At 31.7% G+C, this 21433-nt stretch carries 23 protein-coding genes and 2 tRNA genes; 11 read left to right on the top strand and 14 right to left on the bottom strand.

The window, feature by feature from the left end; all coding sequences use genetic code 11:
- Nucleotides 1–48 precede the first annotated feature (48 nt).
- Entirely contained in the window at nt 49–321 is a 273-nt protein-coding gene (locus B6D18_RS08170) for a DksA/TraR family C4-type zinc finger protein (RefSeq protein ID WP_086364007.1), read from the top strand.
- Between the two features lie 57 nt (nt 322–378).
- Here the strand turns inward: B6D18_RS08170 and B6D18_RS08165 are convergent, their stop codons facing one another.
- Complete coding sequence (locus B6D18_RS08165; RefSeq protein ID WP_086364006.1) at nt 379–1041, bottom strand: DUF421 domain-containing protein; 663 nt, start codon at nt 1039–1041, stop codon at nt 379–381.
- Between the two features lie 363 nt (nt 1042–1404).
- Here B6D18_RS08165 and B6D18_RS08160 point away from each other — a divergent pair, with 363 nt between their 5' ends.
- Both B6D18_RS08160 and B6D18_RS12600 read left to right on the top strand, forming a co-directional pair.
- Nucleotides 1405–1587 (top strand): hypothetical protein, encoded by a 183-nt coding sequence (locus B6D18_RS08160; RefSeq protein ID WP_086364005.1) that lies wholly within the window; start codon nt 1405–1407, stop codon nt 1585–1587.
- A gap of 5 nt (nt 1588–1592) precedes the next feature.
- Nucleotides 1593–1751: a hypothetical protein gene (locus B6D18_RS12600; protein WP_158092547.1), complete on the top strand. Its 159-nt coding sequence runs from the start codon at nt 1593–1595 to the stop codon at nt 1749–1751.
- 38 nt (nt 1752–1789) lie between these two features.
- On the opposite strand, the gene B6D18_RS08155 is transcribed toward B6D18_RS12600, so the two are convergent.
- Entirely contained in the window at nt 1790–2329 is a 540-nt protein-coding gene (locus tag B6D18_RS08155; protein WP_086364004.1) for an HPP family protein, read from the bottom strand.
- Nucleotides 2330–2748: 419 nt separating this feature from the next.
- On the opposite strand from B6D18_RS08155, the gene B6D18_RS08150 reads away from it, so the two are divergent.
- The 5 genes from B6D18_RS08150 to B6D18_RS08125 all read left to right on the top strand — a co-directional run bounded on the left by B6D18_RS08150 (nt 2749) and on the right by B6D18_RS08125 (nt 8166).
- Complete coding sequence (locus tag B6D18_RS08150; RefSeq protein ID WP_086364003.1) at nt 2749–3444, top strand: DNA alkylation repair protein; 696 nt, start codon at nt 2749–2751, stop codon at nt 3442–3444.
- On the top strand, nt 3441–4373 hold the full coding sequence (locus tag B6D18_RS08145) for a DUF1848 domain-containing protein (protein ID WP_086364002.1): 933 nt from the start codon (nt 3441–3443) through the stop codon (nt 4371–4373). Before B6D18_RS08150 ends, B6D18_RS08145 begins: the two co-directional genes overlap by 4 nt.
- 337 nt (nt 4374–4710) lie before the next feature.
- Nucleotides 4711–5568 carry a methylated-DNA--[protein]-cysteine S-methyltransferase gene (locus tag B6D18_RS12925; RefSeq protein ID WP_086364016.1) on the top strand — a complete coding sequence of 286 codons (858 nt, stop codon included), beginning with the start codon at nt 4711–4713 and terminating at the stop codon, nt 5566–5568.
- Between the two features lie 250 nt (nt 5569–5818).
- The gene (locus tag B6D18_RS08135; protein WP_086364001.1) at nt 5819–7030 is read left to right on the top strand and encodes an MFS transporter; all 1212 of its coding nucleotides are present in this window, start codon (nt 5819–5821) and stop codon (nt 7028–7030) included.
- A 584-nt stretch (nt 7031–7614) separates the two neighbouring features.
- Entirely contained in the window at nt 7615–8166 is a 552-nt protein-coding gene (locus B6D18_RS08125) for a TetR/AcrR family transcriptional regulator (RefSeq protein ID WP_086363999.1), read from the top strand.
- Between the two features lie 386 nt (nt 8167–8552).
- On the opposite strand, the gene B6D18_RS08120 is transcribed toward B6D18_RS08125, so the two are convergent.
- From B6D18_RS08120 to erpA, 11 genes are all read right to left on the bottom strand, one after another.
- The gene (locus B6D18_RS08120) at nt 8553–8876 is read right to left on the bottom strand and encodes a hypothetical protein (protein ID WP_086363998.1); all 324 of its coding nucleotides are present in this window, start codon (nt 8874–8876) and stop codon (nt 8553–8555) included.
- Nucleotides 8877–9199: 323 nt separating this feature from the next.
- Nucleotides 9200–11260: a BglG family transcription antiterminator gene (locus B6D18_RS08115; protein WP_086363997.1), complete on the bottom strand. Its 2061-nt coding sequence runs from the start codon at nt 11258–11260 to the stop codon at nt 9200–9202.
- Between the two features lie 51 nt (nt 11261–11311).
- Nucleotides 11312–11950 carry a ketohydroxyglutarate aldolase gene (locus B6D18_RS08110; protein WP_086363996.1) on the bottom strand — a complete coding sequence of 213 codons (639 nt, stop codon included), beginning with the start codon at nt 11948–11950 and terminating at the stop codon, nt 11312–11314.
- 18 nt (nt 11951–11968) lie between these two features.
- The gene (dapA, locus tag B6D18_RS08105; protein ID WP_086363995.1) at nt 11969–12850 is read right to left on the bottom strand and encodes a 4-hydroxy-tetrahydrodipicolinate synthase; all 882 of its coding nucleotides are present in this window, start codon (nt 12848–12850) and stop codon (nt 11969–11971) included.
- Nucleotides 12844–13440 carry an SIS domain-containing protein gene (locus B6D18_RS08100; RefSeq protein ID WP_086363994.1) on the bottom strand — a complete coding sequence of 199 codons (597 nt, stop codon included), beginning with the start codon at nt 13438–13440 and terminating at the stop codon, nt 12844–12846. Before B6D18_RS08100 ends, dapA begins: the two co-directional genes overlap by 7 nt.
- 74 nt (nt 13441–13514) lie before the next feature.
- Complete coding sequence (locus B6D18_RS08095; protein ID WP_086363993.1) at nt 13515–14774, bottom strand: PTS ascorbate transporter subunit IIC; 1260 nt, start codon at nt 14772–14774, stop codon at nt 13515–13517.
- A 17-nt stretch (nt 14775–14791) separates the two neighbouring features.
- Nucleotides 14792–15082, bottom strand: a complete 291-nt coding sequence (locus B6D18_RS08090) for a PTS sugar transporter subunit IIB (protein ID WP_086363992.1) — start codon at nt 15080–15082, stop codon at nt 14792–14794.
- The gene (locus B6D18_RS08085) at nt 15075–15539 is read right to left on the bottom strand and encodes a PTS sugar transporter subunit IIA (RefSeq protein WP_086363991.1); all 465 of its coding nucleotides are present in this window, start codon (nt 15537–15539) and stop codon (nt 15075–15077) included. The genes B6D18_RS08090 and B6D18_RS08085 overlap by 8 nt, the downstream gene beginning before the upstream one ends.
- Before the next feature lie 501 nt (nt 15540–16040).
- A tRNA-Gly gene (locus B6D18_RS08080) sits at nt 16041–16116 on the bottom strand.
- Between the two features lie 17 nt (nt 16117–16133).
- Nucleotides 16134–16221: transfer RNA gene (locus B6D18_RS08075), tRNA-Leu, on the bottom strand.
- Nucleotides 16222–16422: 201 nt separating this feature from the next.
- Nucleotides 16423–16761, bottom strand: a complete 339-nt coding sequence (gene erpA, locus B6D18_RS08070) for an iron-sulfur cluster insertion protein ErpA (RefSeq protein ID WP_086363990.1) — start codon at nt 16759–16761, stop codon at nt 16423–16425.
- A gap of 158 nt (nt 16762–16919) precedes the next feature.
- Between erpA and hemL the strand changes: the two genes are divergently transcribed.
- Both hemL and bcp read left to right on the top strand, forming a co-directional pair.
- Nucleotides 16920–18212 (top strand): glutamate-1-semialdehyde 2,1-aminomutase, encoded by a 1293-nt coding sequence (hemL, locus tag B6D18_RS08065; protein ID WP_086364015.1) that lies wholly within the window; start codon nt 16920–16922, stop codon nt 18210–18212.
- Nucleotides 18213–18281: 69 nt separating this feature from the next.
- Nucleotides 18282–18755, top strand: coding sequence for a thioredoxin-dependent thiol peroxidase (bcp, locus tag B6D18_RS08060; RefSeq protein ID WP_086363989.1), 474 nt, complete (start codon nt 18282–18284; stop codon nt 18753–18755).
- Between the two features lie 151 nt (nt 18756–18906).
- Here the strand turns inward: bcp and B6D18_RS08055 are convergent, their stop codons facing one another.
- A complete protein-coding gene (locus tag B6D18_RS08055) occupies nt 18907–20427 on the bottom strand; it encodes an MFS transporter (protein WP_086363988.1) in 1521 nt (506 codons plus the stop codon).
- Between the two features lie 514 nt (nt 20428–20941).
- Between B6D18_RS08055 and B6D18_RS08050 the strand changes: the two genes are divergently transcribed.
- A complete protein-coding gene (locus B6D18_RS08050; RefSeq protein ID WP_086363987.1) occupies nt 20942–21226 on the top strand; it encodes a helix-turn-helix transcriptional regulator in 285 nt (94 codons plus the stop codon).
- Nucleotides 21227–21433: the final 207 nt, after the last annotated feature.

Below are 21433 nucleotides of genomic sequence, written 5' to 3'. Positions count from 1 at the left end.
TAATCACCATATTATTCATCTAATGTAATTGTTTGGGAGGTGAAATTAATGGCTAGTGGCTGGGCATCTGATGATGCTGTTAACCAACAAATCGAAAGCACAATTATTGATGCGATTGAACTTGCCAGACGCCAACTAAAACACGATAAACCGAGTGCTGATTTTTGTGTTGAATGTGGTGATGCAATTGTTAAAGCAAGACAACTTGCTTTGCCTGGCGTACAATACTGTGTAAATTGTCAACAAGAAATGGATAAACAATTGGCCAAGTCGGCAATCTTATATAACCGTCGTGGCAGTAAAGATAGTCAACTTCGATAATTTATCTATTGATAGAGGGAGAGAATAGCCCCTCCCTTTATTATTTACTGTTATTAATTATTTTTTATTATCTTGTTTTGATTTCCGTACGTCATCATAGGGATAAACTAATAATTTACCATCAAACCATTCAGCACAAAAAATATCGTTGATATCTTTATATCCTTGTTTTTTAATTTCATGCTTCAGCCAAGTTTCACTTTTATGTAATTGTTCAAGATTATCCTGACTAATCGCCCCATTTTCGATCACCAATACCGCTATATCTTTATCGCCTTTTTTGATAATAGTTAATGAGCCATTTAATTCGTACCAAACTTGTTTTAATTCACTAAATGCGCAAATACCTTGAATATTAATTAACGTTTCGAAATCTCTAACAGGTAAATTCGCTTTAATAAAATTTTCAGAGAGCAGATGACCATTTTTAACTAATTGTATCGGTTCACCGTCAATAGCATCGCGCAATTTTGAGTTTTTAGATTTGATGAATCGAACTAAAATAAGCAGTCCCGCCCAAATCGCTACGGCTCCAGCTGACTCCCACGCTGAAACGTTAGCATTGAGTAACGTTCCCCCTACTAACGCACCAATAACCATACTCCCTACTTGATCTAATTGCGACATAGGCGCTATTTGGCTTTTCCCGGATAATTTGACATAAATAAGTAAAATAATAAGAGCAACTAAAAATTTTGGAGCCATTTCAAGTAAATACATTTCCAACCTCCGAGTGTAATCCAACCATAATGACCAACATTGATTAAATATGGTGTAATTGAATAAGTAACAGTTAAACAAGATGTATTACGGACTAGCTAAATTTTTATTTATTTGAAACAAAAGACAAATTGTTTTTTAATAGAGAGATATATGTGAGAGCAGTGTTATTCTACTCTAAAAAAGAATTTAAAAAAATGATACTTGCCATAGATGTTTACTATTTAGATGATAAAGCGAAAACCGTCGGTATTTTATTTGAACAGTTTGCTGACAGAATCAAGGAGATAAAATCCGTTATCACTGATTACCAATCGAAAGTTGCACCATATCAATCAGGCAATTCTATCAACTTGATTTACCATGTTATTAGCTCTATTTTATCAAGTCGATTTCATTGCGATTGAGACGATTATTGTGGATGGTTATGTCCGTTTAAATGAAGGTGAACTTGGTTCAGATGGTCATCTATATCAAACTCTTGATAAAAGATACCTATTATTGGTGTTGCTAAAAAGTTCTTTGCTGATAATAGCCAATATGTGATAGAAGTGACACGCAGCAAAAGTAATAAACCTTTATACATCACGACATTAGGAATAGAGTTAACTAAAACTGCAGATCATATTAAATCTATGGCAGGCAAACATCGCATGCCAGATTTACTTACCTATTTAGATCAACAAACCAAATTGTTTAAAATTGAATAGTATGCTGTTTTTTTGCTAATAGCAGTTATATCAATAAACTATGATTCCTTGTTATTATTAAATAGTGCCAACCAGTAAATAGGCCAATGTTTTTTATTGAAAAGATTATCAATTATATAAGCAATAGCAACTAATATTACTGCACCAGACAATACCGGAAATAAAAGAAAAGTAAAATCATAATCTATTTTATCTGCAGTTAGTAAAATAACTAATGGATTAGCACCTGCAGGCGGATGCACAGAACGAAAATATTGCATTGCGACAATTGCAACCCCCACAGCTAATGCAATAACAATAATATTAGTACCAAATAGTTTAAGAAAAACTAATCCAACAAAAGCGGCAATTAAATGCCCAAAAATAACATTTCTAGGTTGTGCTAATGGTGACTGGGATACCGCAAACAAAATTACGCAACTTGCCCCAAAAGGCGCCATTATAAAAGTGTAATGAGTAAACTGACTAAAACCAATAAGAAACAATATAGAAACAAAACCACCAACTAGGCTTTGCAATAATTCAATATTTCTGGGTTTTGGGGGCAACTTTTCCTTACTGAAAAAAAATGATTTCATTATTTTTTATCCTATTCGATGAGTGAAAGTATGAGTAAAAAACCAAAAGTGAACAATTTTGTTCACTTTTTATGTTAGTACAGATCTGTCCACATATCAAACACTTTAGATAAAAAATGTAAAAAACCTCTATATTAATAACAGATCCCGCTAAGCAACTCTTTTATCAAAAAGGGTTTGCTAATGTCGGTGTTGATGAGATACGAGACTAATTAGATTGCTCTAAAACATCGCTATATAAACATTTTGGTAATAAAGATAATCTAATTTTGAAATTTTAACGTAATTCTTGATTAGAAAAATTAAATCTGATAGTCAGTTTTGAGCGAAACGCAGACATTTTTTCCAATATATAGAATATAATTATCAAATAGCAAGATTCAGATTGTAATACATAATAGGTTTTATAAAATCCTATTATGAGAGAAAAAATTCGCATAGAGCTTGAAAAAATAGCAGAAGAAAATTATCGAATCTTTGCTACAAAGCTGATTCCCAATATTGATAATTTATTAGGTGTGAGATTACCTAGACTCCGTAAAATAGCAAAAAAAATAGTACAGCTCGACTATGAATACTACCTTGCGATGGATGATCCCTTATACTTCGAGGAAGTGATGTTACAAGGTATGATTATAGGTGAAATAAAATTACCATGGAATGAACGTTCTCGTTATGTGAAACAATTTACTTCTAAAATTAATAATTGGTCAATCTGTGATAGTTTTTGTTGTGGATTGAAGTTTGAAGCCTCAGAAAAAGAGATTGTATGGCAGTTTCTACAACCCTATTTTGCATCAGATGCCCCATATGATATTCGCTTTGCTGTCGTCATGTTGCTTTTTCATTTTGTGAATGATGAATATTTGCAGAAAGTATTTACTTTGTTCAACCAAATCAAAAACGATGATTACTATGTTAAGATGGCTGTTGCATGGGCTATTTCTATCTACTTCCGAGAGTTACCTAAGTTAACGATGGCATACTTACAGAAAAATCAACTAGATGATTGGACTTATAATAAAGCATTACAAAAAATAACTGAATCTTTGAAAGTGGATTTTAATACAAAAATCATCATTCGAACCATGAAAAGAAAGAAAAATAAATTATGATTATTAGTGCTAGCCGCCGAACAGATATTCCTGCTTTTTACTCTTCGTGGTTTTTTAACCGTCTAAAAGATGGTTTTGTACTGGTTCCTAATCCGAGGAATTCAAAGCAGTTAAGTCGCATTTTCCTATCACCCGATATAGTTGATTGTATTGTATTTTGGACTAAAAACCCATCTTCTATGTTACATAAACTGGTAAAGCTTTCTGAGTATCCTTTTTATTTTCAGTTTACATTAACAGCTTATGAAGCAGACATTGAAAAACATCTTCCTGCTTTGCAAAAACGAATAGCTATATTCAAGCAATTAGCTGAGCAAGTTGGACAAGATCGTGTTATTTGGCGATATGATCCTATATTAATTAATAAACATTATACCATTGATTATCACATCGATTTTTTTAATCAAATTGCTTCTTCTCTTCGCGGCTACACGGATAGTTGTATCATTAGTTTTATTGATGATTATCCGCACATACAACAATCACTAATCAAAGAAGATATCAATCGATTACAGGTGGTTGACATATTTAATCTTTGCAGTTCATTATCTGAAATTGCTAGTGATAATCAACTAACTTTACAAACATGTGCTGAGGAAATTGAGTTGTTGAATTGCAATATTTCTCATGGTGCTTGTATCGATAAAACACGTATTGAAAAAATAACCGGCCGCTTATTATTGGCTAAGAAAGATAAAAATCAGCGAAACAACTGCCAATGTTTAGAAAGTATTGATATTGGAACATATGATACCTGTTCTTTTGGATGTTTATATTGTTATGCAACCACTTCAAAGAGAAAAGTACAAGCAAATAAGCGTCTATATAATCAATGTTCACCGAAATTAGTGGGGGATCTACTTGAAACAGACATAATCAAAGATAAGCCAATGCGATCGTTATTTTCTTTACAAAATGAATTATTTTAATAGCAAGATTCGGATTTTTAATTTTTGAAACTTTAAATATTATGAGATGTATCATTAATTAAAATAAAGAAAGCATGAAAAAGTTATCTAAAAGTGTTTATTTAAGACTGGTTGATAGTAGTGTTAAAAGTCACATGTTAATAAAGAAATTCAAGTAACTTACATTGAAAAAACTTAAGAAGAAAGTTTGGAACTACTACGAATTGAGGTATTGACGCACATGTCTTTTTGTGAATAAAGTTTGTTATTCCGTGAGTAAGAACAAATTGGTCAATATTCAAATAAATAATAACTTGTTTATGTAGCAACCTTAGTTCGGTGAAATGGAGTATTCATGATGCAAAAACAAGAACAAATCGATTTTGCTCGAATAAGAAAAGCTATCGGATATTTGAATGAAAACTATAAATCTCAACCAACACTTGAACAAGCCGCAGAGCATGTACATTTAAGTCCTTATCATTTTCAACGCATGTTTTCTAGCTGGGCAGGTGTTAGTCCTAAACAATTTCTAAGATACATCAGTATAACTCACGCTAAAAAACTTCTAATAGAAGAAAAAGCCTCATTATTGGATACCACCTATGAGTTGGGATTGTCGAGTACAAGCCGGTTACATGATTTGTTTATTGATATTGAAGGTATGACTCCAGGAGAGTATAAAAATGGCGGTGAAAACTTAGCAATTAACTATAGTTTTGTTGAAAGCCCTTTTGGAAAAACCATCGTTGCATCAACAACAAAGGGGATTTGTTATATTGCTTTTGTTAATGATGAAGTGTCATCACTTAAATTATTAAAAGACCAATATCCTAATGCTCAATTCCAAAAACATAGAGATCAGATTCAACAAAATGCAATCCTTGTATTTACACAAGATTGGTCAAGACTAGATAAAATTAAGTTACATATCAAAGGTACCGATTTTCAACTGAAGGTATGGCAGGCTTTATTGACTATCCCTATGGGAAAACTCTCAACCTATAGCAACATAGCAGACAAAATAAATAATCCAAAGGCTAGCCGTGCGGTTGGCTCGGCTATTGGTGATAATCCGGTAGCATTCTTAATTCCCTGCCATAGAGTTATAAAATCAACAGGATTACTAGGACAATATCATTGGGGATGTGATCGCAAAGCCGCAATGATTGGTTGGGAAGGAGCTAAAACAGATGGTTCAACATCTTTAAGCTAAGTAAAAATCAAAGTGAGCTTCATACAAAAGTAACAAAAAGAATTAAGACAGAACCAATAAAGTTTGATTGCTATTAAAAATAAAATATCTACGAAAAGCTAAACTGCAATTCGGAAATGCACATGAAAACGGAAAATAAAATTTTTAGGCTGAATAAATTTTACAATAACCTAAAAATAAACAATAGAGTACAAATAAGGAATAGGACAAATGGAAAATGTTAAAAATAAAAAAATAATAGGAAGAGAAGATGAATAAATTACTAATTCATAAGATTTCTTATTCAAATTTATGTGCGCAGTTCTCCGAACAAATAATAATAGCAGTACTGCCGATTATAGCTGTGCTATCTATGAATGCTTCAGCAGCTGAAACAGCTTTTATACAAATGATAAATACTTTGCCTTTTCTATTACTCTCTATTCCTATGGGAGTAATTGCAGATAGAGTATCAAGAAAAAAACTAATGATCCTAATAGAAATAGTTCGAGCAACGGCTATATTTCTATTATTTTATTTGACGTTGTCTGGAAGTCTATCAATCAATAAAATTGCATTATTCGGTTTTTTTATAGCCATGGGAACAGTTATTTACAGTGTTGCAAGTCCGGCTTTAGTAGCATCTTTCATCATAAAAGAACAACTGATTAATGCCAATAGATCAATAGAAATTGCCAAAAGCGTGGCTTTTACTGCCGGGCCAGCTTTAGGTGGTATTCTTACTAGTTATTTATCTGGCGGGTTAGCATTCATCTTAGCTTTTTTACTCTCAATAGTAAGTGCTATTTTTCTGATATGTTTACCTAAGGAACCACTTTTAAAAAAATCTGGAAGAAATATACTTCAAGAACTCTGTGATGGTTTGATTTTTTTAGTTAAAAATAAATATCTTATGCCAATAACTATCACGGCTTTTGTATTTAATTTATCGCAATACTTGTTATTATCTATATTTGCTTATTACGTTATCAATAATCTATCCTTTACTTCTTTTGAAGTTGGAGCTTCATTAAGTCTAATCGGTTTAGGAATGTTAATAGGCTCATTTTTATATAAAATTATATCGAAAAAAATAAATTTTGGTTTTCAACTGACTTTAGGACCTTTATCTGCTTTTATGGCATCCATTTTGATGTTCTTAACCATTATATACCATTCCAAATCACTAGTTTTTATTGCTTTTTTCCTTTTCGGGTTTGGGCCTATTATATGGACTATATCAACAGTATCACTAAGACAACTAATTACACCTAGTAATATGATAGCTAAAATATCATCGGTGATCATGACAGTTACATTTGGAGCTCGGCCCTTGGGGGCTGCTTTAGGTGTATACATAAGTGCAAATTTTGGTGTTAATGCTTGTATTTCTGCGGTTTTAATCGGTTTTTTAATTCAGTTGATCATCATTCTTTTTTCAAAACCGGCCAAATTAAAAAATTTATCTGATGCAGAAGAATAAAAACTGTATTAATTAAATAATAATATTATAGAGGTGAGCAATGTCCAATATTTTGGCTGTGCTCACTAATCTGACCTTAAATTTAATTACATCCACAGGACTCTAGTTATCAATTGAAATATAGGACTACCTATTATATTAACTCTCCTACAAACTAGCTTAATGTACGTTCTCCGACCAAAGCTAACAACACTTTAGAATGGTATTATAACCAATTAATTTTAAAAAACTAATTTAACAAAAACGGTAATTAATGCCTAATTCTGGATTTGGCTAATGGCTGCTGAAATAACGCCAATAAAATTACATAACTTGCTACAAAAGGTGCATCATAAATGGTGTAATGTGTAAATTGGCTAAAAATAATAAGGAATATTATAGAATCAAAATCAATAATTAAATTTTGCAATAATTCAATATTTTTAGATTTTGGTGGCAACTTTTACTTGCTGAAAAAAAATGATTTCATTATTCTTTTATCCTATTAAATGAGTAAAATATATGTACAACACCAAAAATGAACAACTTTGTACGCTTTTATATTAGTACAGATCTGTTCATATATCAAACTCTTTGGATCAAAAATGAAAAAAACACCTAAATTAATAGCGGATACCGCCGAACAACTCTTTTATCAAAAAGGGTTTGCTAATGTCGGAGTTGATGAGATACGAGACCAATCAGGTTGCTCTAAAACAACGCTATATAAACATTTTGGTAATAAAGATAACTTAATTTTTGAGGTTTTGAAGATAAGGAATTTGCGCTTTCAACAAGATCTTAGCACGGCGATTAAAGATCTCGACCAAAATGATGCAATCATTCAGATATTCAAATGGCACCTAACTTGGTTTAAGCAAGATAATTTTAATGGCTGTTTATTTATAAGAGCAAACGAAGAGCTTCATCATGATCAGGCTATCAAGCAACTAGCAATTGAACATAAAGAATTTATTCGTCAACTCATTAGTCAACAACTCCCTCAAACGCCACAACATATAACTTTAACTAACCAATTAATGGTAGTATTAGAAGGATTACTTAATATTAGTGTTGTCTACAAAGATGATAAAACACTTTATGATACGATGATTAATGATAGTTTTGCTTTAATTACCAATCTTCTTTGTAACTAATAGGTAAACATACTCAATTTTATAGCTATTCAAGTAATGATGAATGTGAATAATAAATTAGAATCTACTGAAAATATTATCAATAATTGAGCTAAATAATATCGAATAATTATTGATTAAAGAAAACGAATCTTATTCAAAGGATGAAAACAGTTATTTTGCATATTTTTATTAGCCAACAAATATGCAAAATTTTATAATTTAATTTATATCTATTACTTTCAAAGCAGTATTGAGAAAATCCTAAAACATTTATTCATTATAGAGTTTATAGCTTTTTATCCCTTTATCGATCCCTTCTTGATAATTGCTAATATCATACTGTTTAGCATTAATAATCGATGAACATCTATTATGCGGAAACAATAGATAACTATCATTTAAACTTAAATCTTCTCTACCTTTTTTTCATTATCTTTTATTTTAGCGTAAATATTATCCATTGCTTTTTTGGGTTCTTCTTTATAATCAATATTTGTTGACATAGCCGAAAGCGCTGATAAAGAATCTCTTTTTGCTGGCATTTGCTCTAAAAAATCCCTATAACATTGTGCATAAATTTCACAATATGGATAATGATTAGCTTCACAATATCTCGTCGCGCCAGTAGTTACAAAATATCGAATGCTCTTATTTATATCACCATAAATACAACCAGATAATAATATTACTGTTGCTAAAAGAGAAAAACTGTAACCTAATATTCTCATAAATAAATCCTAATTATCCAATATCATCTTAATATGTCCTTATTTAACTGTTTTTATAGCATACTCTAAATTAATTGTATAATTTCTAATAGAATTTTGATGATCACGTAACAGAGAGGGGGTAGAAAAAATACAATCTTTGAATAGTAACGGAATCTTTTAATAACTTAACTTTAGACTTTTAAATACAAATATCTATTGTTCTTTGATCCAATATTACCCACTATATAAAAATGATTTAGAGCATATTTTTAATTATTGTAGAGTAAAGCTCCTTTAAAAAGTTATAAAAAATTTTGAGGAGCATACTTTTATCGAATTACTTAAGGAAATCGAGATTTTATAAATGTCAGGATATCCTTTGCTTGAGTTGCAGTGTTTAATATTTCATAAAAATCGGACATCTCAAGCAAAGCAACAAGCTCTGACATTGCGTTAATATGGCTGGTCTTATTAACTGCTGCTAAAGTAAAAATATATTGCGTGGGAATTTTATCATTCTTAAAAATAATTGGTTTTTTCAATACCGTTATACTTAACGACAGAGAGTTAACACCATCTTCTGGTTTAGCATGAGCAAGAGAGACATTTTTGGTTATCAAAAAACTTGTTCTATTTGAATTAACATTCTCAATAATTTTCTCTATATAACTTCGGTTGATATAATTCTTTTGTAATAATGGCAATGCGGCTGTAAATAAGGCACTTTGCCAATCATTAGCAGAGACATTTATTTGAATCAAATCTTCTTGAATCAAGTGGCGAATGCCCAAACTTTGATTTTCTATCATTGTATTTTTATCTGTTTTATAAAAATATTGATAAAGCTCTTTTTTGATACCATTTTCATTGGAAATTGTACCGTATTTTTTAAAAATATCGATCAAGTCAGTTATCTTCGGATAGGTCATATAAGAGTTAATTTGCGAATAAACGCGTTCCAGCAATAAATACTCTTCTTCATCCGACATGATTGGCGATACGATAAAAAACGGTTTATTTTGGTTATAAAAAACCAAATTATTTACTGTACTAAAGATTATATCGAAAAAATTAGTCAACTCTAAGGCTTCTGCAGTTTCCATTGGCCCTAAAAATAGAAAATCAGGGAAAAGAAACTTCAATCTATTATAGACAATTGAAGAACTTCCAATACCATTTTGACAAATAATTACGGCGACGATTTGCTGATTGGTTGATATTTTATTTTCGTCTAGAATTGCTGCAAAATAAATGGTTAAAAAGGATATTTCATCATCTGGAATATCATTATTAATGATCGGATAGATAACTTTTAAGGTTTCTTTTACAATCAAGAATAGTTTATTAAACTCTTCTTTTACTTTATTTAAAATTGGATTAATGATTGGCAAACGAAAAAGTATTCGGTAATAAGCAGGTCTAAAATGGCTATAGAGTTTTTTCGAAATATCATCATTGTTATCAAACTTTATGCCTAAAAGCTGCTCAAATCTTGATAGAATAATTTGTACAATATTTAAAATCAGCTCCTGATCAACGGTCTTTATATCACGATTGCCAACCGAATTGCCCAGTAGCAGAGAGGTTAAGTATTGTACTTCATAAGTGTTATCATCTATTTTATATAATTTCAGCAACTCTGATGATATATGATACTCTTTCAACTTTATTATGATTTTATTTGGAATTGAGATAACAGGAATATATTCCAATTTTTTAGTCATTCTTGGCAATAAGAATATCACTGTATAGATAAATTCTTTTTTCCTCTTTTCACCTAAGAAAATTTCATTTTTTAGCATTATTTCATTGATATCGTTTTTGATATCAAGGTAGTCAACCTTCTCTTGGTTTAAGAAAAGATCATATAGGAATGTATCATCTAAATTATTGGATAAATCTTTGAGTAAATTTCTGAGAAAAAAATTACGGATCGATAATTCATCTCCAGCTAACGAATAACCTTTTTCTCTAGTATAAATGATTAAAATGCCTTCAGAACTTAATAAAAGTTCTAGCTGTTTGATATCATTGTTTAACGTTGTTTTACTAATATTTAATGCTGATAAAAAATGTAATGAAGAAAGATGAGTATTTACATGATAGAGCAACATTAAAAAAATATATTTTTGTCTTTCCTCTGTTGAAAAAATATAATTTTTGCCAATTTTTCCGTTAATTAAATTCTTAATTAGAAACGCTTTACTTTTATCAGGCAAAGAGTAATACAAGGTATTTTGAGTGACCACACTTTGTTCATTTGAAGAGAGGTATGCATTAATTTTTAAAATTGAATAATGTAATTGTCGTTTAGTTATATTCAATAAATTCAATAAATACTCCTGATCACAAGATTTTTCAATCAAAGTTAGGATAATTTTCTTTGAATTTAGGTCAATCATACCTTCTTCCTTACTAAAAATATCAATGAATTACATAAGTTATTAGTAATATCACGAATGTTTTTCCTTATATTTCTTCAATGCATTTGCAAGGCTAATTGCATTTTTACTTATTTCCTCAACCGATCCTTTAGTTAATAAAGAACCAATACCAATACATTCAATATCCGTATTTAGCCAATCATCAACATTTTCTAACGTAACGCCACCCGAAGACATAATAGGCACATAAGGCATCGGTGTTTTAATGATATTAACTAAAGATTTACCATAATAATTTGAAATAGGAAAAGCTTTGATCATAGCCGCGCCATTCTCTAAAGCAGTGACAATTTCTGTCATGGTGGTACAACCGGGCATATAGGGGATTTGATAACGATTGCATATTTTGCATACTGCTTCACTATAATTAGGTGCAATGATAAATTTGGCACCAGCAAGAATTGCTAATCGGGCGGTTTCACTATCCAAAACTGTCCCTGCGCCGACTAAAATTTTGTCACCGTATTCTTGGTCAAGTTGCTGGATTATTTGCCCAGCATTATTGTTTGTGTAACTAATTTCTACACAATCAATACCACTGGCTAAAATACCCTCAATGATTTCTTTTGCTCTTTTGAATGTTTCAACTCTAGCTATCACTAAAAATTTACTTTGTTCTAACCGAGTAAGTATATTGGTTTTAAACATGATAATTCCCCACTCTATTTATAAGTGATAATAGTTCTTTATCGTATTGATTATGTCTTGGTTATCATTTGGGTTTGTGACAGGTAAGACAGGTAATCGAGGTACGCCAACATCAATACCAGATAAAGATAAACTTTGTTTAAGAACAGAAGGAATGGAGGCATATTTTAAAATTCGGCGAAATTCTTCAAGAGATTGTTGCCATTGTTCAGCTTTATCTAAATTACCGGCAATGAATTGCTTATATATTTCAACGTTGTTGGTGGTTAGTAAATTAGATGTAGCTGAAATAGCACCACTAGCGCCTAATTTCAATGCTTTAAGAATGAGAGAGTCAGAACCAGATAGAACCGAAAACTCATCTCGGGATGTATTATCTATATAGCCAGCAATATTATTAATATCACCACTACTATCTTTTATACCAATGATATTACTGATTTTGGACAGTTTAGAGACTAATTCAAAGGATAAATTGATTCCGGTATTTTTAGGTATATTATAAAGCACTATTGGAATAGCAAGGTTTTCGGCAATCATTTTATAATGATTATATAATTCATCTTCTTCTAATGAAACAAAGTACGGCGTAATTACTGATAACGCATCCACCCCGACAGCTATCATTTGTTTACCCAGTTTAATGACTTCACCAGTAGAATTACTACCAGCGCCAGCATAAACAGGCACTCTTTTAGCCACTATTTCTACAACTTTTTTAGCAAATTTAATTTTCATATCATTTTCTATAACATGAAATTCGCCATTGGTTCCTAATACGAAAATACCTTGAACACCATTTGCAATTAATTTTTCAATTAAAATTTCTGTTGCTTTAATATCAATATTTCCAGAGGATTCGAATGGTGTAACCATTGCAGTTATAATTCCATTTAACATACTTTTCCTCCTCTTATAGAAGCACCTAAACTGCCGCCTGGATGCCATTGATAGTACATACTTTCGGTTAAACCTACAGATTCTTGAAGTTTTATTGATAAACACTGCAAAATAATGACTTCAGCAAGTATTGATATTCGCGGAGGTTTATTTAAGTTGTCCCCTTCTTGTTTTACTCCAGCAAATAAAAATATGTCACAATGCTGCGCTAACCAAGAATTGTTATTCCCAGCCACACCGATAATTTTTGTACCTAGTTTTTGCAAAGTACAAATTGCTTTTTTTAACTCTTCAGTTTCACCACTATTGGAAATCGCAATCACGATATCACCAGATAAAACTTGTCCTGCCGAACCATGAATAGTTTCAGTTCCATCTAAAAAATAAGAAGGTATTCCTATTGATGAGAATAACGAAGCAATATAATGAGCAACATAAGAAGGTTTACCGATTCCTGTGACATGTACCCGACTGCCTTCATTTTTTTTGCTGATAATTAAATCCTTTGCTATATTTAAATTTTCTTCACCAATATATTTAATATATTCTGACAATTCCGATTTGATACAATCAATATATTTTTCTAACATACAATTCCTCTACTTACTCAATGGTTTGCAAAAGATGATTATTTTTCAAATCATCTTTAATCAAACCCTCATACTTACATGGTGAAATGAAGTATTTTTTCCAATAAAATACCAACAACGTTGTAGTCAATATTTGGGAAGGTTGAGCCTTCTATTCCCATATTGCCAAATATCGGATATAAAACGGTAGGTAAAAAGGCTAACAAGAGTCCAACCACAAAAGAACCTAACATAGCGCCACGCCAGCCACCTGTTGAATTACCAAATACACCTGCGGTACCGCCAGAGAAGAAACAGATATGAGCAGCAGGAATAATGACAACAGGAAAATCCAATGCAACCATTATGGTCACACCAACTAAACCAGCAGCATAAGAACAAAGGAAACCGATAATTACAGCAGTTGGCGCAAAAGGAAATACAGTTGGGACATCCAACGCAGGACGTGAATTTGGAATGAATTTTTCAGAAATAGAGACGAATGCTGAGGTGATTTCTGCTAAGAACATTCTTACACCAGTCATTAAAATTGACATTCCTGCAGTAAAAGTAAATGCTTGAATGAAAGGAAATACTAACCAATGTACTTTACCAGCTAATCCTTGAGTAAAGGTCTCACCAGCTTTAAATGCCGAAATATAGAACAAGACGAGCATAACAACTGCAACGCCCATTAAAAAATCGCGGAAGAAAGATAACCATTTAGGAAAATGAATATCTTCTGTTGTTTTGTCGCTATATTTGCTAAATACTTTGCCTAATAAACCAGAAAGTGCATATCCGAGCATATTAAAATGACCGATCGCTTGCACATCACTGCCAGTAATTTTTCGCATGAATGGTTGACATAATTGTGGCAATGCACTTGACGCGAAACCTAAAATCGTTCCACCGATTAAAATTGCTGCAGTATTAGATAAACCATAAGATTTTAGGATTAGAGATAATACACAAGCAAAGAATAGACTATGGCCAGTGGTAAAGAAGATATTTTTAAATGGTGTGATTCTGGCAAAAACTAAATTCATTGCAAAACCTAATATTAGCGTAACAGAAGTCACTAAAGCATATTCTGTTTGCGCCATACCAGCAGCTGCTTCTGGTGATGCAACTATGCCAACAATATGGAAACCTTCTTGAAATAATTTATTAAAATTTTGTAGAGCACCTGTCATAAGAGCCCCACCAGCACTAAAAATTAAAAAACCAATGGTTGTTTTAAATGTGCCAGTAAAAACTTCTACCAACTGTTTCTTTTGGGCTAATAAGCCAACAAAAGCAACTACGCCGAGTAAAACAGCTGGAGTGCTAAGAAAACTAATTATAAAATCCATTTTAGACCTCATCTCAATTAAATTAATTCATCTTCTTTAAGAGCAAGCTCTAATTTTTCTTTTATTTCATTTTTATCCATAATATTTTTGATTCCGATAATACGTTGTGGAAGATTCTTCTTTTCTAAATCTTCGGCAACGTCAGGTAACGTAATGATATATTTACCATTAAATCCAGGAACACCATCTAATGAAGAGTGTTCAAGGGCAATTGGAAAAGTATTTTCTTTGATGACTTCATTCAATTTAATTTTTAACATTAAACTTGACCCAACTCCTGCACGGCAGGCAACTAATGCTTTAATCATTTTCTATACTCCTTTCAAAGTTTTCTAAAAAATCTATAAAATCGTGCGGTTTTTTCACATCTTGTATAAAAGCTAAAAATTTCTCATCACTAAACAAAGATGCTAATTCTGATAATGCGGATAAATGATCATCTCCTGTCGGTGAACTTAAACTGAACAAAAACTTCACTGGATCATTGGCTGAATTTCCTGAAAAAATAGCGTTTTTCAGTCTAGTAAACCCTATGGCAAGTTTCTTGGCACCAGAATCCGATGGTGCATGAGGAATGGCAATATTTTTGGTAATGACGATATAAGGACCAATTTCTCTTAATATAGAGATAACTTTATCGACGTAATCTGTCGTAACAGCTTCATCAATAACTAATGGTGACATTGCTAATTCTATTGCTTCCTCAAAGCTACTAGCTTCAATATCAAGTTGAATATAAGAAGCTTTGATAAGTTTAGTTAACAAAGGTTTTCTCCTTTTACAAAATCCATTTCAACTTGATTATACGAAGGCCTTGATATTAGACAATGATTATTGGGATTACTTTTTGTTGAAAAAAAACAAATAAAAAACAAAATGTGACTCTTAAAAATAAAAAATAGATAATCGGAGATGCTGACTAAGAATTTTATTGCTACAAACAAAAGGTCAAGTTAGTCAAATTTGTCTGGATTGTGCTTGATATTGATTGATCATCTATAACTTAGAGAAGATTAATTGCAGAATAATGACAGAATAACTGACGTTCATAGACAATATTAAAATAATAGAATCGCCTTGTTAGAGAACTTTTTATGTTCAAATATAAGCAAAAATTGAGAATTACTAGTCCAATATGATTATAGAATCGAAGCTATTCACACCAATATTATAGAGTTAACAATATGTTGATAATCTTTTAGAGGAAAATATTAGATAAAATAACTGAAGTATTTCTTTATTATTGAATTTTTTGATATTTGAAATTGGAGCGGGAAACGAGGTTCGAACTCGCGACCTCAACCTTGGCAAGGTTGCGCTCTACCAACTGAGCTATTCCCGCATGAGAAGTGTTTTAAATGGTGCCCGGGGCGAGACTTGAACTCGCACGGCCAAAAAGGCCGAGGGATTTTAAATCCCTTGTGTCTACCGATTTCACCACCCGGGCTCAAAACTGAGTTCCGAAAGGTAACTGCGTTTTGGATGCTGTGCATTTTACCGATCTTAATTTTTACGTCAATAGAAAATTTAAAATAATTGTCTAATTGCTCAATGTTTGTCACATTTAAGGGAATTTTTAATCAATTCCCTTAAAATTCAGTTTTTCTAGGATTAAAAATCAAAAATTTGATTAATAATCTGACTTAAATTAAACGCTAAATGAAGAACCACAACCACAAGTAGTCGTTGCATTCGGGTTATCGACGACAAATCGTGAACCTTGTAAACCTTCAACATAATCTATGGTACCACCAACTAAATATTGCAGACTCATCGGATCGATAACCAATAACACGCCATTTTTTTCGATAGCGAGATCATCTTCATTTACTTTTTCATCAAATGTGAAACCATATTGAAAGCCACTACAACCACCACCAGTTATATAGACTCTCAATTTTAGATTCGGATTTTCTTCTTCTGTTACTAGAGATTTAACTTTATTTGCTGCCGCATCAGTAAAGTTAATTGGTAACGCATCGCTCATTTTATTCTCCTACTTTTATTACTGTTATATTATATACTCTTGAAAAAAGAAAATACAAAGCGAAAACGTCGATTAGATAAATTTGCGTTAGCTAGCTTGAATTTAGCTTAATTTTGTGAATAAATACCACAACCTTACCTATAGAGATAATCTTGATGATGCATAACACCTTTAAATCTGAAAAACTTTACCGTGAAGCATTAACTTTTATGCCTGGTGGTGTTAACTCACCTGTACGAGCCTTCAATGGCGTTGGTGGTACGCCATTATTTATCGAAAGGGCTGATGGTGCTTATATTTATGATGTTGATCAAAAAGCTTATGTTGATTATGTTTTATCGTGGGGGCCGATGATTTTAGGCCATAATGATCCTGATGTTGCCAATGCTGTTATTAATGCGGTGCGTAATGGATTAAGCTATGGTGCGCCAACTGAGATTGAAACTAAAATGGCTAATCTAGTGACTGAACTAATGCCATCTATTGAAATGCTGCGCATGGTAAATTCAGGAACTGAAGCAACTATGAGTGCAATTCGACTTGCTCGGGGTTACACCGGCCGTAACAAAATTATTAAATTTGAGGGGTGTTATCATGGTCATGCGGATTATTTATTGGTTAAGGCAGGATCTGGAGCACTAACTTTTGGTCACCCTACTTCACCTGGTGTTCCGGAAGATTTTGTTAAAAATACTTTAGTTTGCGATTACAACGATTTAGCATCCGTTAAAAAACAATTTGAACTGTATCCCAACGAGGTAGCTGCAATAATTATTGAACCAGTTGCTGGTAATATGAATTGTGTACCAGCTGAAAAGTCGTTTTTACAAGGACTAAGAAGCTTATGCGACAATTATGGTGCATTACTGATTATAGATGAAGTAATGACAGGCTTTAGAGTTGCTTTAGGTGGCGCTCAAGAATACTATGACATTGTCCCTGATTTAACTTGTTTAGGTAAGATCATTGGTGGTGGAATGCCAGTAGGCGCTTTTGGTGGCCGTTCGGAAATCATGCAAAAATTAGCACCAACCGGCCCAATTTATCAGGCTGGTACACTTTCTGGTAATCCAGTTGCAATGGCGGCTGGTTATACTACTTTAAAAAAATTGATGGATGTCGGTGTTTATCAGGAATTAGAAGAGAAAACATCTTACTTAATTAATGGTCTATTATCTGCTGCAAAACGTTTTAACGTGCCTTTTGTTGTCAATCATGCTGGTGCTATGTTTGGTTTCTTCTTTACGAATGCTTTAGAAGTGAGCAGTTATAAAGATGTTATGAATTGTGATGTTGAATTATTCAAAAAATTCTATCATCATATGCTCGCCGAAGGTGTTTATTTTGCACCATCAGCTTTCGAAGCAGGTTTCATGTCACTTAGGCACACAGATAAAGAAATCAATCATACTATTGATGTAGCTAGTCGTTTTTTTAAGAATTTAAGTTAAATTGATAAAATAAAGTAATTTATACCCATAGCGATTAAAATTTTAAACTAAAACATAGGTAATAAATTTATGGTTAATCCAATAAAAGAAGGTGAAAAAGCACCTCAATTTTCTCTACCTGACCAAGATGGTGAACTAATTAGTTCCAATGATTTTGAAGGTCAGCGAATTTTGCTCTATTTTTACCCAAAAGCTATGACACCTGGTTGTACAGTACAAGCGTGTAATTTGCGTGATAGTGCTGACGATTTTAAAAAATATAATGTAGTTGTTATTGGTATTAGTACAGATAAACCAGAAAAATTATCACGTTTTGTTGATAAAGAATTATTAAATTTCACCCTGCTTTCCGATGAAGATCATAAAACTTGTGAAGCATTTGGTACATGGGGTGAAAAAGAATTTATGGGAAAAACTTATGACGGAATTCATCGCATAAGTTTCTTGATTGGTAAAGATGGTAAGATCGAAAAAGTTTTCGATGACTTCAAAACCGCTAATCATCATACAGTGGTTTTAGATTATCTTAAAAACCATTGTTAATTTTTTTAACTAAAGCCGATTATTTAATTAATCGGCTTTTTTTATATTATTTATCTCTGCAAAATTTGATCGACCATCAATAATCAACTCATAACGACAAACTGCCATTGTTATTATCAATATTCATTCTAAAAAATATCCGTTAGTTAATCTAAATTCTCTTTTCTTTTAAAAACAATAAACAAAATAAACTAATTATTGCACTGATAATTGTTAATGTCATTAAAGTACCATTAAAGGCTCTATGATAACTGCCAATAATATCACTAAGCATAATTAACTGCATATCTGTCGGAATATTAGATAGTGGTAAGGCTAGATTCCCACTAGCAACAGAAGTTATCCAGTCATTGATTTCATCGACTGATGAACTGTATTTTATTAATAGATTTGGTAAGATATCATTAAGATTAACAGTTAATAATGAACCATATAGTGCTACAGCGATAGCTTCACTACCTAATCGGAAGGTGTTTAATAAGCCAGCAGCCATACCGGTCTGATCAGGATCAACACAGCTTAATGCTAGACCATCAACAAGTCCTGCTGTTAGCCCCATACCTATTCCAATCATAAATAGGGCCAAGCAGATCAGATATAATAACCCATCAACACCACCAACAAAAAATAATAAAATTGCACCCAAAATCATTAAAGCTAAACTAACAATAATAATAGATATTGCAGACATACCAAATGAAACTATTTTTCCAGCAAGCAAAGGACAAAATAACACCGGGGCCGTCAATGTGATCATAATTATACCAGCATAAGCGGGACTAAATTGCATCACCCCAGTTAAATAGCTTGGGTAATAGGTAAGCAAAGTAACAAAGCTAAAACTTGCAACAACAGGCACAATAATCAACCCCATGTATTTTTTATTTTTTAATAGATTGAGATTCAAGACTGGATTGGTAATAGATTTTTCATAAATTACAAAGGTAACGACCAAAAGAATCGTCATAGCTATTAATAGTAAGGTTTTCAAATTTACCACACCTTGTTCTGTGCTGTTGCTAATAAGAAGCATCAACAAAAACAAAGCCACAATAAAAATTATTGAACCAATTTTATCAAATGAAGATTTATATTTATTTAAACTATCTTTAGTAATAGCTGGCGTCATAGATATAACTATTGTCAAGACAATAGTATGTAATATAAAAATAGCACGCCAGTTAAATATATCTAATAAAAATCCAGAAATTGTTGGTCCAAATGTAATCCCTAAACCTGCAGTGGTGCCAAAAAATGCAAAAGCTTTAGTTCTCTTCTCACCACTAAATGTTTTGATGAGTATAGCACTTCCACATGAAAATATAGCTGCACCACCAACACCTGCGATGCCTCTAGCTATATCCAGCATTAAAGAGTTAATAGAAATAGAGGATAATAAAGAAGCAATTGTATAAACCGTGGCGCCAATTATAAAAACTCTTTTATGACCAAAATTATCGGCTAATGCTCCCCACAATAAAGTAAAACAAGCGAAAGTTAAATTAAAACTATTAACAATCCATTGTAGTGAGGTTGAGTTAGCAGAAAGATCTGAACCAATAAAAGGCAAAGCAATTGCCGTTCCTGAAATGGAGGTTGGTACTACAAATACAGCTAGTAATATGGAGGTTAAAACAATAGTTGTCTTAGAGCTTTCAATCCTTGAGTTCATATATAAATTCTCTAAAAATATTTTATAACTGGTTAAAAATTAAATCTGAACGGGTAATCTATTAGAGATCATCAAAAACGATTTTTTATATAAAAAATCCCTTTATTAATCAAATATTGGAATTAGTAAAAAAAATATGTGCTAGGAAGCAAACTTGCCAAAATAACATAGCAATAAATAATTAAGACTTTAGATATTGTTTTCGTTAAGGGGACTATTCCTTTGATTATTACACTTTGCAATTTGAAGCTATTACCTAGTTTTATTCAACATTGTATTTATTCTTTATTCCTTTACTATTTCAAGCAATATACTTAAAATCTAAATATTGTTTTAATAACCTTATATTATTATCGGCAGATAACGTTCCATTAATATGATAGGTTCGATAATTATCGAACATGAATATTATTAATCGGCTTTTTGCTCATGTCAATTTTTTTTGATATTAATGATTATTTTTTGACGAAAGTATAATTTTAATTAAATAAGAAAATGAAGTTATAAGAATAAAATGAATTTAATTCAAATATTTAAAGCATTAAGCGATCCTAATCGCTTATTGATCATCAAAAGCCTAATAGAAGATGAGCCGGGAGCTGAACGGCATTGCACATCATTTGGATTACAATTAACAAGAGCAACTCGCTCACATCATTTCAAAATCTTAAGAGAAGCAGGACTGATATCTCAAGTAGATAAGGGGAATTGTTCTCTAGCGACTTTAAGACGTGAAGAAATTGAAAATGAGTTTCCTGGATTATTGGAATTAATTTCGACTAACTGGCAACCTATGTAAAAGAATTAAAGTTTTCTTATAGTAATATTTAGCAATAACATTTTAAAAATTATTTTTTACAAAAAACTAATTTCACAAAACCTTTTATTTTTAAAAACTTTATACATCTGTAAAATATTCACAAACTGACAATATAACTTTTTGAATTATCTAGAAAGTATTGAATAGTATTAGTATTAGTATTAAATAATTTTGATATATAAGAGG

This window comes from Gilliamella sp. A7 (assembly GCF_002142015.1).
Lineage (GTDB): Bacteria > Pseudomonadota > Gammaproteobacteria > Enterobacterales > Orbaceae > Gilliamella > Gilliamella apis_A.
This window is presented reverse-complemented; position numbering and strand designations above follow the sequence as displayed.

Coding starts and splice junctions, on each gene's coding strand:
- B6D18_RS08170 (WP_086364007.1), top strand. CDS start 49: ATGGCTAGTGGCTGGGCATCTGATGATGCTGTTAACCAACAAATCGAA.
- B6D18_RS08165 (WP_086364006.1), bottom strand. CDS start 1,041: ATGTATTTACTTGAAATGGCTCCAAAATTTTTAGTTGCTCTTATTATT.
- B6D18_RS08160 (WP_086364005.1), top strand. CDS start 1,405: ATGTTATTAGCTCTATTTTATCAAGTCGATTTCATTGCGATTGAGACG.
- B6D18_RS08155 (WP_086364004.1), bottom strand. CDS start 2,329: ATGAAATCATTTTTTTTCAGTAAGGAAAAGTTGCCCCCAAAACCCAGA.
- B6D18_RS08150 (WP_086364003.1), top strand. CDS start 2,749: ATGAGAGAAAAAATTCGCATAGAGCTTGAAAAAATAGCAGAAGAAAAT.
- B6D18_RS08145 (WP_086364002.1), top strand. CDS start 3,441: ATGATTATTAGTGCTAGCCGCCGAACAGATATTCCTGCTTTTTACTCT.
- B6D18_RS12925 (WP_086364016.1), top strand. CDS start 4,711: ATGCAAAAACAAGAACAAATCGATTTTGCTCGAATAAGAAAAGCTATC.
- B6D18_RS08135 (WP_086364001.1), top strand. CDS start 5,819: ATGAATAAATTACTAATTCATAAGATTTCTTATTCAAATTTATGTGCG.
- B6D18_RS08125 (WP_086363999.1), top strand. CDS start 7,615: ATGAAAAAAACACCTAAATTAATAGCGGATACCGCCGAACAACTCTTT.
- B6D18_RS08120 (WP_086363998.1), bottom strand. CDS start 8,876: ATGAGAATATTAGGTTACAGTTTTTCTCTTTTAGCAACAGTAATATTA.
- B6D18_RS08115 (WP_086363997.1), bottom strand. CDS start 11,260: ATGATTGACCTAAATTCAAAGAAAATTATCCTAACTTTGATTGAAAAA.
- B6D18_RS08110 (WP_086363996.1), bottom strand. CDS start 11,950: ATGTTTAAAACCAATATACTTACTCGGTTAGAACAAAGTAAATTTTTA.
- dapA (WP_086363995.1), bottom strand. CDS start 12,850: ATGTTAAATGGAATTATAACTGCAATGGTTACACCATTCGAATCCTCT.
- B6D18_RS08100 (WP_086363994.1), bottom strand. CDS start 13,440: ATGTTAGAAAAATATATTGATTGTATCAAATCGGAATTGTCAGAATAT.
- B6D18_RS08095 (WP_086363993.1), bottom strand. CDS start 14,774: ATGGATTTTATAATTAGTTTTCTTAGCACTCCAGCTGTTTTACTCGGC.
- B6D18_RS08090 (WP_086363992.1), bottom strand. CDS start 15,082: ATGATTAAAGCATTAGTTGCCTGCCGTGCAGGAGTTGGGTCAAGTTTA.
- erpA (WP_086363990.1), bottom strand. CDS start 16,761: ATGAGCGATGCGTTACCAATTAACTTTACTGATGCGGCAGCAAATAAA.
- hemL (WP_086364015.1), top strand. CDS start 16,920: ATGCATAACACCTTTAAATCTGAAAAACTTTACCGTGAAGCATTAACT.
- bcp (WP_086363989.1), top strand. CDS start 18,282: ATGGTTAATCCAATAAAAGAAGGTGAAAAAGCACCTCAATTTTCTCTA.
- B6D18_RS08055 (WP_086363988.1), bottom strand. CDS start 20,427: ATGAACTCAAGGATTGAAAGCTCTAAGACAACTATTGTTTTAACCTCC.
- B6D18_RS08050 (WP_086363987.1), top strand. CDS start 20,942: ATGAATTTAATTCAAATATTTAAAGCATTAAGCGATCCTAATCGCTTA.